Origin of the sequence: Chryseobacterium sp. CBo1 (genome assembly GCF_001693475.1) — a bacterium.
Lineage (GTDB): Bacteria > Bacteroidota > Bacteroidia > Flavobacteriales > Weeksellaceae > Chryseobacterium > Chryseobacterium formosense.
The window spans coordinates 190,698-205,010 of record NZ_MAUH01000034.1; the positions used below are offsets into that span (position 1 = coordinate 190,698).

The 14,313-nt window shown below is 32.8% G+C and carries 14 protein-coding genes; 2 read left to right on the forward strand and 12 right to left on the reverse strand.

Annotated features, from left to right (window positions below):
- On the reverse strand, nt 1–1,059 hold the full coding sequence (locus tag BA768_RS15790; RefSeq protein WP_065721527.1) for an acyltransferase family protein: 1,059 nt from the start codon (nt 1,057–1,059) through the stop codon (nt 1–3).
- A gap of 179 nt (nt 1,060–1,238) precedes the next feature.
- On the opposite strand from BA768_RS15790, the gene BA768_RS15795 reads away from it, so the two are divergent.
- Together BA768_RS15795 and BA768_RS15800 are read left to right on the forward strand one after the other, a co-directional pair.
- On the forward strand, nt 1,239–2,117 hold the full coding sequence (locus tag BA768_RS15795) for a glycosyltransferase family 8 protein (RefSeq protein ID WP_185114200.1): 879 nt from the start codon (nt 1,239–1,241) through the stop codon (nt 2,115–2,117).
- Nucleotides 2,118–2,124: 7 nt separating this feature from the next.
- Nucleotides 2,125–2,964, forward strand: a complete 840-nt coding sequence (locus tag BA768_RS15800) for a glycosyltransferase family A protein (RefSeq protein ID WP_065721529.1) — start codon at nt 2,125–2,127, stop codon at nt 2,962–2,964.
- Here the strand turns inward: BA768_RS15800 and BA768_RS15805 are convergent.
- The 11 genes from BA768_RS15805 to BA768_RS15855 form a co-directional block, all read right to left on the reverse strand.
- Entirely contained in the window at nt 2,953–3,933 is a 981-nt protein-coding gene (locus BA768_RS15805; protein ID WP_065721530.1) for a hypothetical protein, read from the reverse strand. The genes BA768_RS15800 and BA768_RS15805 overlap by 12 nt on opposite strands.
- An 11-nt stretch (nt 3,934–3,944) precedes the next feature.
- Nucleotides 3,945–4,988: an acyltransferase family protein gene (locus tag BA768_RS15810; RefSeq protein WP_065721531.1), complete on the reverse strand. Its 1,044-nt coding sequence runs from the start codon at nt 4,986–4,988 to the stop codon at nt 3,945–3,947.
- Nucleotides 4,989–6,113, reverse strand: coding sequence for a glycosyltransferase family 4 protein (locus tag BA768_RS15815; RefSeq protein WP_065721532.1), 1,125 nt, complete (start codon nt 6,111–6,113; stop codon nt 4,989–4,991). It abuts the gene before it with no gap.
- 71 nt (nt 6,114–6,184) lie between these two features.
- The gene (locus BA768_RS15820; protein ID WP_065721533.1) at nt 6,185–7,123 is read right to left on the reverse strand and encodes a glycosyltransferase family 32 protein; all 939 of its coding nucleotides are present in this window, start codon (nt 7,121–7,123) and stop codon (nt 6,185–6,187) included.
- A gap of 3 nt (nt 7,124–7,126) precedes the next feature.
- Nucleotides 7,127–8,071: a glycosyltransferase family 2 protein gene (locus BA768_RS15825; RefSeq protein ID WP_065721534.1), complete on the reverse strand. Its 945-nt coding sequence runs from the start codon at nt 8,069–8,071 to the stop codon at nt 7,127–7,129.
- Between the two features lie 24 nt (nt 8,072–8,095).
- On the reverse strand, nt 8,096–8,962 hold the full coding sequence (locus tag BA768_RS15830; protein WP_065721535.1) for a glycosyltransferase family 2 protein: 867 nt from the start codon (nt 8,960–8,962) through the stop codon (nt 8,096–8,098).
- A 143-nt stretch (nt 8,963–9,105) separates the two neighbouring features.
- Nucleotides 9,106–10,002: a glycosyltransferase family 2 protein gene (locus tag BA768_RS15835; protein WP_065721536.1), complete on the reverse strand. Its 897-nt coding sequence runs from the start codon at nt 10,000–10,002 to the stop codon at nt 9,106–9,108.
- Between the two features lie 10 nt (nt 10,003–10,012).
- Nucleotides 10,013–11,068: an acyltransferase family protein gene (locus tag BA768_RS15840; RefSeq protein WP_065721537.1), complete on the reverse strand. Its 1,056-nt coding sequence runs from the start codon at nt 11,066–11,068 to the stop codon at nt 10,013–10,015.
- Between the two features lie 55 nt (nt 11,069–11,123).
- Entirely contained in the window at nt 11,124–11,906 is a 783-nt protein-coding gene (locus BA768_RS15845; protein WP_065721538.1) for a class I SAM-dependent methyltransferase, read from the reverse strand.
- A complete protein-coding gene (locus tag BA768_RS15850; protein WP_065721539.1) occupies nt 11,893–13,137 on the reverse strand; it encodes an ABC transporter ATP-binding protein in 1,245 nt (414 codons plus the stop codon). Before BA768_RS15850 ends, BA768_RS15845 begins: the two co-directional genes overlap by 14 nt.
- A 95-nt stretch (nt 13,138–13,232) precedes the next feature.
- Nucleotides 13,233–14,090, reverse strand: a complete 858-nt coding sequence (locus BA768_RS15855; protein WP_065721540.1) for an ABC transporter permease — start codon at nt 14,088–14,090, stop codon at nt 13,233–13,235.
- Nucleotides 14,091–14,313: the final 223 nt, after the last annotated feature.

Genomic DNA, 14,313 nt, shown 5'->3' on the forward strand with positions numbered 1-14,313 from the left:
TTATCTAATAGAAAAGTTTATTTTTTTTATTTTTTCACGGAGTGGTTTTTCTATAAACAGATAGCTGAGAGCAGAAAAAAACAACAATGCTGTCACGCCACATAAAAATAGTTTCAAATCTCCAAAAATCCTTAGCCTTTGTAAGGCATATTCTGTGAAACCAAACACAGGTATCTGCAATATATAAATTCCATAACTTATCTCTCCTAAAAATACGAAAATTTTCTTGCTGAAAATTTTTGTGATTATCCCGGTATTTAACGATATGAAAATAATCAATGGTATAAAAATCAAAGCTAATAAGCCATCATGGTAGTTCAAATATTCGGGACGGAAAATAAGCGCTAATGGAATAAGGCAAAATAACAATGTAATTATCAAGTCATAATTGCCGGATCTGTTCTTTAAATGTTGTATGAAAAACAGTCCTGCAAGGTTTCCTGCAAGAAACTGATTAATATGCATAAGCGGAAAATATAGGAGGAATTTTTTTGTAATAGATTCGTTGACGATTACCCAATGACCATTTATTGCACAAATGAGAAAGATCTGTGTAAAAAGCCAAATCAAAAAAACGGGTATTACCAACTGTTTCAATTTATATTTTTGGTAAAAAAAATTGAACATTAATGGAAATATTGCATAGAATAAAAATTCTACGGATAATGACCATCCTGTAAGATTGACCGTGAAAACTTTTTCCGGAAACCAGGCCTGCAACATTAAAACATTTAAAAGCAAATCGGAAAAAACAAAATCTTCTTTTGCATCAAAAGTCTGCAAAATAAGCATAAGGAGTATTGCAAACAGGTACAGAGGATAGATTCTTGAGAATCTGTTTTTGAGGTAAGAATAAGAATCAATATTTTTTTTGCTCCCATAAGCAATAATCATAACGAATCCGGATAAAATAAAAAAAAAGCTTACCCCAATATTTGCCTGTGTGAGAATTTTGCTGACCAAAGGATGAGAAAAAATATTAAGTGGTCTTCCAAAGTGATAAGCAACAATAGCAATCGCTGCTACAAATCGGGTGAAAGTAAGTTGGTCAATCTTCATTCGGAGATTTTTTGGGAAATAAAGTTTTTCATCAAAGCTCCAGAGTTGCCGTGCTTTTAAATGATTTTAAACACCTCTGTCGCAAAATACATTTTCTGAAACCGAAAAATGATTTTGGCAAATATAGTAAGATTAATTTTATAATGAATTTCTTCCTATTTTTGTTAAAAATTTAAATGATGAATTTCCTTCCCATTGTATTCACCTGCGATGATTTTTATTTTAAATATACCAGTGTGGTTATTGCTTCCCTGCTTGTAAATCAAAATAAAAACTGCCAATATGAAATTAATATTATCAGTGAATTCATCAGTGATGAAAACAAGGCATTAGCCGAAAAACAAATTTCAAAATTCAGCAATTTTTCTATAAAATTCATCATTTTAGAAGATTTCGATGCAGGAAAATTTTATCTGAATTCTTATATGACTGTAAGTACTTATTACAGGTTTTATATTCCCCAATTGTTTAAAAATTACGAAAGAATTTTGTATCTGGATAGTGATCTGATCGTAGATGCAGATATTTCTGAATTGGCGGTCATGGATTTTGATGATAAGCTTGCGATCTGCAGCCCAAGTCCGTTCATTGTAGATAAAGTGAAAGCGGGGAACGATGAGGTTTTTACAAGAGAATATTTTCAGGAATATCTGAAAATGCCCGATCCTACGTTATATTTTAATGCAGGAGTTATGCTTTATAACCTCAAGAAAATGCACGAAATCGAAATTACAGAGAAATTTTTCAATGCAATTGAAGAGATTAAGAAGCCATTATTGCAGGATCAGGATATTCTGAATTCGGTTTTGTCCAGAAACGGAGGAGTAAAGATGGTCTCCAGTAAATATAATATGACCAAGGCTTACACGATAACTTCAAAAAGAATTTTTCTGGAGAATCTAAAAGAATTGTTCGGGATCAGTAAAAAGGACAATTGGTTTTACATCTACCATTACGTAGGAAAGGAGAAACCGTGGATGGAAAAAAGAATCGACGGACTGTTGTTCGAAAAATACGCTAAAAAATCACCTTTTTATTCTTTAATTTTTCCTAAATAAATTCAAGATGCTGTTCACTGTTTTTACTCCTGCTTATAACAGAGCTTATATCATTGAAAATCTTTACAAAAGTCTTCTTCGGCAATCTTGTAAAGATTTTGAATGGCTGATTGTAGATGATGGTTCTACAGATCATACTGAAGAATTGATAGGTTCTTTTATCAAGGATGATAAAATTACGATTCGTTATTATAAACAAAAGAATCAGGGTAAGCATATTGCGATCAATTTCGGGTTGCGAGAGGCAAAAGGTGACTGGTTTTTTACAGTAGACAGCGATGATTTTTTGCCCGATGATAGTCTGGAAATATTAGCCCAAGAAAGCAAAAATGTATTGAGAACGGATAACGCAGGCTTGGTAGGTTTGAAATCCTATCCTAATCAAACTGTTATAAAAAGAACGTTTGACGGCAAAAGTATGGAATGCTCTTCTTTAGATTTTACTTACAAATATGGGTACAATGAAGAAATGGCGGTTTGCCTGAAAACGTCAGTGGCGAAGAAATTTCCGTTTCCGGTCATTGAAGGCGAGAAATTTTGTCCGGAATCTTTGGTATTAAACAGAATGTCTAAAAACTACTCATTTTATTATTTCGGAAAATCTATCTATACAGGAGATTATCTTGAAGATGGTTTGTCTGCAAAATACTGGGAAAATTTCAAAAAGTCGGTCAATTACTCGCTGATTTATTGGTCGGAGCTTACAGCTTCTGATGTGCCAAAGGAAATCAAAATAAAAGCGCTTAAAAATTATTTTACATTTTCACACAGTGTACCCAACCGCTTCCTGAGAATTCTGAAAGATATTTCTATCCCAAACATCTTTTTATATTACCTAAGCAAGTAGTTTTTTGATCCAGTTTTCGAATTCATATTGATCTGTAATTTCATGATCAATAGGTCTGTAAGGTTTTGTAAGAAAGTCTGATAGTCTGTCGAAGTTGTTGAAATCTGTTACGAAAATATTATCCGGGTGGTAAAAATCGTATTCTTTTACCGTCGGGTTATTGGTGATCATTTTCTTTCGGTATTTAAGGGCTTCAAAAAAACGAAGTGAAAGTCCGCTGTGTTCATCCCTTTTCAAATCGATAAGAATAGATGATTTTTTTACCATGTCAAGGTTTTCCTGATAAGAGGTTCCATCGATAAGGTTTTTGATTCTGGAGTCGGTATTGACGTAGCTTCTGTCGGTATTGAGATAGATAAGAGGGTTTGTTTTAATGGTATTCTCATCAAGATAGGTAAACAGATTGGTGATTTTTTGATGTCTATCTGCGAGGTACTGCCCAATATAGAAAAAATCATACTCTGCCATATAATCCGTATTGTCTTTTCCAAAAAAACAATTGGTGATAAATTTTAGATGGTAACCCGGATTATCTTTTATATCATTTTTATCAAAAACAAAAATTTCATCAAAATAATTTCGGTACGATAAGATCTTTTTAGATACAGAAATCCCATCCAGTTGAAAATCGACCATCTTGTCGCTTATTTTTCTTGCCTTTTTCAATACAAATTCAGGAACCAAATCTGCACGGATGACCACACAGTAATCGAAATGATCATTCCCGAGCTGTTTAAGGCTTCTTTTGCAGTATTTTTCAAAATTCGCATGGTTCGCAGTAATGGGGTAAGAATTGTTTTTTAAAACATTTCTATAAAAAATATTCACTATTTTTTGCCATATACTAAATTGATTGTAATAGAGTTTATCCTTAAATAAAATTTCCAAATCGTAGCTGTTTTTTATAAACTGTTCTACAAACGGCTCTCCGAGAACTTGATTTTTGTAAATGAAAAGAATAGAAGGCATATCAATCAAATTTAAGTTTTTTTCATATTAAGGAAAAACTTTTCGTAGGATATATAAGATATCCAGGAAACTAATATAGTCAGTCCAAACGATAATATGTAAACGAATATATTGTACATACTGTGATTAATCAGCGGATATGTAAGCTTAATAACTAACAAGATAATCATCCAATGATACATATAAAGGCCGTATGAAATCTTACCTAGAAATTTAGTTAAAGGATTATCCACATCAAAAAAGGGATTGAGAACAACAGAAAGAATCGTAAAACCAAACATGAGAGCATAGATTTCATCTGAAAATGTCCCGAATCTTACATTAATAAACCAAGCAGAAATTGGGATGACTATACTTATGATTGAAATGATTTTGTTCTGAAAAATCCTGATAAAAGGATTTTTCTTAGCCAATAAAAAACCCAATAATCCTCCATACGCCATACAATTAAATTTAGTCTGATGAAAAAACTTCTGCACAAAAGAATATAATTTCTCATGATGAAACGTATGCTCATTAATATAATTAAACAAATGCGGAAAAAATGTAAAAAATATAATAAATAAAGAACAATACTTGATAAACCCTTTTCGTAAAAAAAACAATACCGCAAAAGGCCAAAATAAATAAAATTGTTCTTCTACTCCTAATGACCATATTTGCGGGCTGTTTGGCCATGACGAATTAAGGGCAGGCGGAACATTTGGAAAAATAGTTAAACAAAGTATAATAGTCCTTCTGGGTATATCAGCGGAAAATAGGAAAAAAGAAAGAAAAATGATAAGGTAATAGAGAGGCCATATTCTAAGTATTCGTCTTATATAAAATTTTTTTAAAAATATTGTCTTGTGCTTATCAATCTCCTGAATTAATAAATAGGTTATCAAAAAACCACTTAAAACAAAGAAAAGTGTCACAGAAAAATGGGCATCAGGAAACAGCATAAAATCTGTACGGAATACATTATGCTGCTCTTTGATGAGTTCAATATGGCTCCAAACTACAATGAGGGCGGCAAGGGCTCTTAATGTATCCAGTCCTTTTAAATATTTCATCTAGTGTTTTATAATTATTTGTTCTAGCCTTTGTCTCCATACTTGCCAATTCAGTTCCTGAATATACTTTTCTCTTGAAGCAATAGACATCGCCTTTATTTTTTCCTTACTTGTAAGTATATTTTCGATAGCATCGGCATAATCTTCAGGAGAAGAATTTTGTGGAAGAAGCAAGCCCGTTTTGCCATTTTCAACATGCGCGGAAACACCTCCCGTGTCGGTTGAAATTACAGGCAAGCCATATCCTGCAGCCTCACAAAATACAATAGGTGTACAATCTGCTTTTGTAGGAACAAGTAAAAAGTGAGACTGTAAAAGATGCGTCTGAATTTTTGCTAAATCATCCGGAAAATTTTTGTTGAGATAGGGTATAATGTTTACCCATTCATCCTGAATTTTCGGGTTGCAGCCAATGATTTGCAGTTTAACCGAATAGCCTTTTTGATGTAGGATTTTTACTGCTTCATAAGCAAGATTTCCTCTTTTCCTTTCCCAGTCTACAGCGAGAAATAAGAAAACAATATCTTCACCTTTGCTTTCATTGAAATTCAAAAAATCAGGCACCGCCAGATTGGCACCGAATTTTAAAACCTTCACTTTATCATGATTAATTCCGTAATGATTCACGGCATAGTTGGCTGCCCATTCGGAAGAGAAAATATTTACTGAACTTTTATCAAGCATCCTCTTTTCAATCCTTTTTGTTTCCCATTTAGAAAGCCAGCCGAAACCTGAATAGTATGGATAATAGTTCAGCAATTGTGCAACATTGGCATCATTCAGATAGATAATAGGAGTGTCGGTATTTACAAACGCAAAATCGTTGAGGTATGTTGGCACGAAGAGCAAATCAAATTTCTTTGTTTTGAGAAGGTTTGTTATCTTTTTTCCTAACTTTTTAGAAGAAAAAAAATTAACTTTAGTATTGTAACCGCGATTGAAAATCTTGTAAAACAGTTGATGGATCTTATTAAGTTTAGCGATTTCATTTTCATTTAGTAGCTGTTGCGGAATCCATTCTACTTCGTAACCCAGTAATAAAATCTGCTCATACATCTTGAACATGGTTCCGGACCAGTTTGCTTTGTTGTCAAGCGGCATTGAGCTGTAAAAACCAATTTTCATATGAGCTGTTATGATGTTTATAAATTTATTGAGAAGAATTTTTTGATGATTGTTTTTTTTTAATATAAATGCTACTTCAGATATTTATTTTTCAAATTTCTTAAAATGAATTTGATATAATTTATCTCATGCTTTACAATTTTGTGATACGGAAAAGCGCCACCGGTTATTGAAAAGAGAAAAGCAGTTCGGTGGTATCTTCCCAGAAATATTTCTCTGTCTAAATAATTTCTTTGGTTTCCTGTAAATTTTATGAGCGTTGGGACATGATTTGGGCTCGCTTTTTTTAAAAAAATATCAGCAAGGTGCTGATAGCTGCTTTTTAATCTGAAAGAGAAATAATGTCCCACTTCATTAGCAGAAATCATGCTTATTCTGAAATCTTTATTTTTTTTCATGACAGAGATTGCCGCAAGATAAATAATGAGATAGTCCGCAAGATCGCCGATGTTTTGAATTTCATCTTTGTTGTTTTTTATATCTTTAAAAAACTCATAAGGTTGCGGAGAGGTGTAGCAGGCGAAAAATTCCTGGTGCCATGCAGAAACAAACTTGTTGTTTTTTGGTGTCGCCAGAAACCAACTTTCCAGAATAGGATTCTGCATATCTGTCGTACAAAAATCTGAGTAGAAACCCAATAGATCGTATTTTAAATTTTCTTTAAGATCATAAACCCACGATAAGTTTTCAGTAAGAATTGTACTGATATCTATCCATATTCCGCCGTTTTTTTTAAGAATTTCAAGTCTTACAAGATCAGTATAATTTACAAAAGGGAGATCTTTTCTTACAGGGAGAATATCGGGAAGATAATTTTTTACATTTTTTGTGTTCAGTATGATGAGCTCAAAATCGGGAACGAGTTTTTTAAATTGGGTGATGCATAAATCTACCAATTCTGAATCACTATGGGTGTCCCAAAATGACCAAATGATTTTCGGAATAGGCTCAAGGTTTTCTGCTCCTTCTCCCCAGTTTACTTTTGATTTATATTTATCAAATTTTTCCATTTGCTACGAAAATAAGTTAAGTAGCTTTGCTACATATTTATACTGTATTTTATCTAAAAGAACCTGTTTTTGTACCTTCTTTTTTATATTTTTTGTGAATAATTCGGTAAATAAAATGTTGGTTTTTTCTCTTACACCATCTTCTACAGGGAATTTGTCATACCGAAATCTCATATACTGTTTTGTAATTGCATCTTCGTACACAATTTCACTCACCCCAAGCTTATTTCTGAAATACTGAATAGATCTCAGTTCTTCAATATAACTTTGCCCTGTTTTTTTGACATTGAATGAAACTTTTACTGAATGTTGTCTGAAATAATTTAAAAACTTTCCACAAATGGCAACATCCTGTAAGCGGCTCATTTCTGCCCAAAAAATCCAGTCTCCGGCGAGTCTATAATTTTTATATTCATCAGAAATCTGGTAATACAGCTCTTTTTTAAAAATTGCCATACTTGCATTAACGAGTTGATTAAAAGGAAGGAGCTTTTTCTCTATATATTCGTTTTTATCAATTATTTCAGAGATTGAATCTGTGCAAATATGCGGGTAAAATGTGTTTTTTTCGGTATTGTAAAAAATGGACTGACAGTGCGAAATTCCAATATTTTTATTGTCAGTCGTTGGTGCCAATAGGTTTTGCAAAAGTGTAGGTTCACACCAATCATCACTTTCCGCAATCCAAATCCATTCTCCTTTGGCAAGTTCGATGCCTTTTTGCCATTGTCTGAATGTGGAACCCGAATTTTCTTCATCGTAAATTATATGAGAGACGTTGGGGTGATTTTTATATTGTTCTATAACTTCTCTACTGTTATCAAGCGATAAGTCATCCAATATAATAAGCTCAAAGTCCTGAAACGTTTGATTTAATACAGAATCAATACGCTCCTTAAGATAGGGCGCATGATTATAGTTGGGAATGATGACTGAAACTAGTGGCATAATAGAGTTTTACCGGCAATTAAATTATCTTTTAAAAAGTGTAGTTAACTTATTTATATACGATTTAAATTTAAAATACCTGGAGTTAATAATTTTATAATGAAATTTTGCGTAGAGGTTTTTTTTATCTAAAACGATATAGTAATCTTCCAAAAATCGTCTGAATAAAATTTTACGCTGACCATCATCAAGGATATTTGAATATGCAAAATCGTAAACAGCAATCTGATTAGCCGCTAAAACTTCCGATTTGCCGCTGCTGTTATTCGGATGAATCCGGTATAACGTCAAATACTGATCTATGAATTTTATCTTTACCTCAGAATTCTTTAGCAATTCTACCCAAAACAGCCAATCCTCATGCAATTGAAATTTCTCATAAAAATACAGATTATCGATGATTTCCTTTTTTATAATCGGGGTATGTATCGGGATATTTAATCCTTGATCCCAATACTTGAGTAATGCCTCAATATTTAAAGTGTGATCTTTTAAATTGCAGAAAGGTTCTTCAATTTTATCGGCCTTTAGATGTTGAAAATCGGTGTAGATAAAGTTGAAATCATCTTTAAATTTTAATGATTCTTCAAGCTTTGTGGGTAAAAGCAGATCGTCGCCATCAAGAAATTGAATCCATTGCCCGGTAGCTTTTTTCAGACCGGCATTTCTGGAGTGGGCAACCCCACGATTATCATGCTTTATATATAGAAATCTGCCATCTTTTTGCACCCAATTTTCGGCTATTTCCCCTGTACTATCAGTAGAACCATCATTTACAATAATACATTCCCAATTTTGATAAGTTTGGTCGCTTACAGACTGCAAGCACATATCAAGATACTGGTCTTGATTGTAACAGGGAATAATTATGGAAACTAAGGGATGAGGCATAAATTGTGTTTTTAAAGCAAATATATTAAAAATCTTGCATTTAGGAGGGTGTATTGGGGCTTTATGTGCTTACTTAGAGAGTATATTTGATGTATTATTTGATCAATTTAAGTTTACATAAATTTAAAAATAATTTGTAAGGCCTAAAGTGAATTTACATAATGTATTTTTTTTAAGGTCTTTGCAAAAAGAATGAATTTGAACTTTTTGAGGTAATAATTAGCAATTGAATAATTGGCTTTTTGCTTGTTACTATAGCAATGCCATAAATATTGATAGATAACCTGACTTACAAATTCTAAAGGAAAGGTTTTAGAATGATGGAGGATAAATTTTTCACGAAATTTATTATAAGCATTATCTTTTAACTGATTCAGGTGTTGAGCACCGGATATACTGATCTCTGAGATTCTTACCTTTACATGAGTGGCACGATTATAATATATTTCACCATAATCTGAGAAAGATAGAATTGCAATGTCGTCGCTTCCCCAAGCCAACGGAATTTTTTCAAATCGATGTTTGTGATATTTATCTGTCCGAAATATGTTTTCTGATAAACTGCTATTTACTTTACCTGAATATTTATTTATGAAAAATTTTTCGGCAGCAATAGTGTCTGTATTATAGTCATTAATCTTAATGGTTTCATTGTTTTCATCAATATGGTGATGTATTGTCTTCATACAATAAATCTTGTGAGAATCGCAATAATCGACAGATTTATAAAATTCTTCAACGAAATTATCTCCTAAAACATCATCATCTCCCAAGATCTGAAACCAGTCTTCTTTTACATTTTCTAATATTCTTTCCCATTGTAGCACCAGATTCTTGCCACCCAGATTTTCAGTATAATTATAATATTTGTATTCTGTTGGGTCAAAATATTGCTGAATAATTGGCTGCGGATTCTCAGGACTTGCATCATTCCCAATATAGATAACAAAATCTTTATTGGTCTGTGTAGCAACAGACTTTATGGTTTGTTCAAAAAAATCTATTTTATAATAAGGTATGACAATGGCAAGCTTAGACATTTTTTTTGATTTAGAATAAGTTTTTAAATTTTAGACTCGGGCTTTCAATATAACGCCAAGATAAAAATGCTAAAATGTAAGTTACGAAAAGACCTGTTATCATTAGCAATATAGTATTTAAATTAAAAAAATACATCAGCAATTGTTGTATGAAAAAGCCATAAATATAAACACCATAAGAAATATCTCCAATTACTTTTCCTATTAAATTTACAGGTGAAGTATTTAGTTTAGATAACATAATAATTAAAATCGGCAGTGCCAATGGAGCTATAGCTTCATACAGATTGAAGAATATTGAAGTGATCAATATGCAAGATAAAGACATGCGTACAAATAATGTATTAAACTTTTTAAAGTTTAAAAAACTCAGTATTGAGCCAGCAAGGAAAAAACTTGCCAATTTATATGATAATTGACTTGTTAATAAAAATTGATCGAACAAAAAGCTAAGAAATAGAGGTTTAAATTGTAAAAGTAAGTAAGATACGGTAAAAGTCAATATAAGTACAGCTTTAACGAAACCTGAGCGTTTCTTGAAAAGGAATAACAAAAGCAGAAAGAGATAAAGACTGAATTCGTAGCTTAAAGACCATAAACTTCCGTTAATTGCGCCGGGATACGGATTATGAGTAAATACTCCATCAACGTTGTATTGTACTCTGTATAATGAGAGTACATTTGGAAAGTAGCTCCAATAAGATTTTTCATCAAATATATTTCTTCCCTCATAAACGAAAGGTAAAATAAGCACTGTAAACAGAAGCAGAACTACTAATGCAGGAAAAAGTCTTAAAATTCTTTTCCATAAATAGTTTAGGATGGTTTTACTCCTTTCTAAACTTTGAAAAATGAGATAACCACTCATTGCAAAAAAACATTCTACAGCAAATCGCCCCAAATCAATCTGATCATGAGAATAATGTAGAAGCAATTCTTTTTTTCCGGTTAAAGGGAATGAGTGGGAAATTATAACTCCGGATGCTAATATTAATCTAATAAAGTCAAAGTTATTTCTTCTGTCTACGGCAATTGTTTTTTCATTATTGTGAGTTGCATCATTCATGTATTACGATATAAATTTTTTAATTTAAATAAGATAAAACGCTGATGGGAACTTATCAGGCTTTAATCTTTTTCAGTACAAGAGTTTGGTAACCTTCATTGCACTGGTTTAAATCATACTGGTTGGTAAACTTCTCGATAGGTTTACCGTGAATCTGCAATACATTTTCTTTGGATATTCTGTTTAATATCCTGTTTTTGAGATTGTATTCTTTTCGCTTTCTTTCTCCTACAATTTTAATTTCCTGAAGAATCACTTCAACAATTTCAAATTTTGATTCGAATAGCTTATGAAAATCGTAGAAATTCCATTCAATGACGTGATAAGGATTATTGGGTGCCGTATTCGTGACTTTTGTGATAGGGGTAGAAATTAATAACATCCCGTCATCAGCTAAATTTTCGTAAAGATTATTAATGAAATCAAGATAATTGGGAACATGTTCTATGGTTTCAAAGCTTATGATAACATCAAAAGGGGTTTCGTCTTTGTATTTTGTGCCATCTTCGACTACTCTTGTAATATTCGTGTGACCATATCTGTGTTCGCCATATCGTATAGCATCTTCACTCAGGTCGACTCCTACAACCGAATCTGCCTCTCCCTCTGTTGCTAAAAGATAAGTTCCGTACCCACAACCTGAGGCAACATCCAAAACTTTTTTGTTTTTCACATATTGAAGCGCATATTTATATCTGTTTAAATGCTCGTCTTCATATTTTTTTAGCATGAAACCATATACCCATCTTTCTGCTTTTCCGTAAACGAGAAGATCGGATAGGTTTCTTAATTCGAAGTTTGTACAGAACAATTCTTCAATAATATTATTTTCTTTCATTTGTCCAAGTTTGGTTTATAGTGAAATATCCTTGCGAATAATCGGGTTTTTCTTGCTTAAAATTATCTTTTACGTTGATTTTCAGTCCTTTATCGTAATAATCGTGGGTTTCGGAATTATCACCAATGTAAATTTCACAATTGTATTTTCCTGATTTCAGAGGGAAGCTTGGTATTTCACAAAATATGATATTTTCACCTGATGATAGATCAAAAGTTTGCTGAAAATGACCTGAAAAAGGGGTGAATAGCCTGTTCCCCAAATCGTCATTAAACCCAATTCCTATTTTAATATTTTTGATATTTTTATTCGACTGTATGCGGAACTCTAAAACTCCATCCTGCATGGTCTGTAAATTTTCGGAATCATCATTTCCTTTACGATACGATTTGAAATCTTTCAGATAAATGTTTTTGTGGGAATTTGGTATTATGTTTTCACTGTCTGAATTATGTGTATACAGACTGATGATTGATTTAATATCCGAGCTGCCTTTTAAAAGACCGTTTTCCAGCATAATTCCTTTTTGGCAAAGTTGTAGAATGCTCGGTAAGTTGTGACTCACAAACAAAATCGTTCTTCCCTCACCTTTGGTGACATCACCCATTTTACCAAGACATTTTTTCTGAAATTCAGCGTCTCCTACGGCCAGAACCTCATCTACAATAAGAATTTCAGATTCTAAATGTGCAGCTACTGCGAACGCCAAACGTACATACATTCCGGAAGAGTATCTTTTTACCGGAGTATCAATATATCTTTCTACACCCGAAAAATCAACAATTTCATCAAATTTTCTGCTGATTTCTTTTTTGGTCATTCCCAGAATAGCTCCGTTGAGGTAAACGTTTTCACGACCTGTCATTTCCGGATGAAAACCTGTTCCTACCTCAAGAAGAGAGGCAATTCTTCCGTTTGTATAGATTTTCCCTGTTGTTGGTTTTGTAACTTTGCTCAATAGTTTTAGAAGAGTAGATTTTCCGGCTCCGTTTCTGCCGATAATTCCTACCGCATCGCCTTGTTCAATTTCGAAATTGATGTCACGAAGCGACCAAACATATTCTGAACTTCCTTTCGCTGATCTGTCGTTGGATTCACCAATCATCAGATAAGGATCTTCTTTTCCTCTTACTTTATGCCAGAAACGGTTTAAATCGTGGGTTAATGTTCCTGTTCCTACCTGACCGAGACGGTATTGTTTTGATATATTTTCAGCTTTTAATGCAAGCATGTGTTTTTTGTTTAATGTTTAAAAAAAGTTTAAGATTCAAAATAATATGAGGCAGTGATTTTAAGATGAAATGTAATAATCACTTATTATTCATATTATACCGTGTCTATAAAAGATTTTTCCGATTTGTTGAAGACCACAATTCCTGCAAAAAGTATTACAATGATAAATGCAAAGCTCATCAGTAGTCGTGGCATGCTGAAGTCTCCAGATCCTATAAAGCCATATTTAAAACATTCAAAAATAGGTGTTAAAGGATTAAGGTCAGCTAAAAATCCATAGCTTCCCAGTTTTTGTTTTACCAATGAGGTTGGCAAAATAACCGGTGTAAGCCACATAAACAAACTTACTCCAAAACCGAGTAACAAAGACAAGTCTCTGTATTTAGTAGTAAGTGAAGAAAATATCATTCCTAAGCCTAAAGAAAATATAGCAAGAAAAATAATCAGAATAGGGAATGAGAAAGCCCATGAATTGGGATGTACCTCACCTTTAAACATATAATATCCCAAAACAATCCAAAATAATACCAGTTGTATAGCTAAACGCATGAAACTCGAAATAATGGAAGAAATTGGCGTTACCAGTCTGGGAAAATAAACTTTCCCGAAAATTCCCGCATTCCCTGTAAACACATTTGAAACGCTGAGCATCGTAGTACTGAAATACCCCCAAAGCGTATTTCCTGCAAGGTAAAATAATATTGGTGGAATGCCGTCTGTCGGCAGATTTGCGATACCTCCGAAAACCAAGGTAAAAACAAGGGTTGTAAGGATAGGATTTATAAAAAACCAAAGCGGGCCTAGGATGGTCTGTTTAAAAGAAGAAATAAAGTCTCTTTTTACAAACATTAAAACCAGGTCTCTGTATCGCCAGACTTCTTTCAGATTGAGCTGGAATAAAGAGTGACCAGACTCAATGGTTTCTGTCCACTTCTGTTGTGGTTCATTCATTTGTGGGGAATTTTTTGCAAATTTAAAATAATTAATTGATTGGCAGTCTTCTGAATCATGAAATCTTCATATTCAGGCAAAAACATAGCTAATATAACCCGTAGTGCATTATAAAAAAAGTTATTCATGTTACAAAAATTTGTAAATTGTATTGACTACCAATCAAATACATTCATGAATAACCTAGATGCAATTTACGATTTTATTCTCACAAAATTGAGAG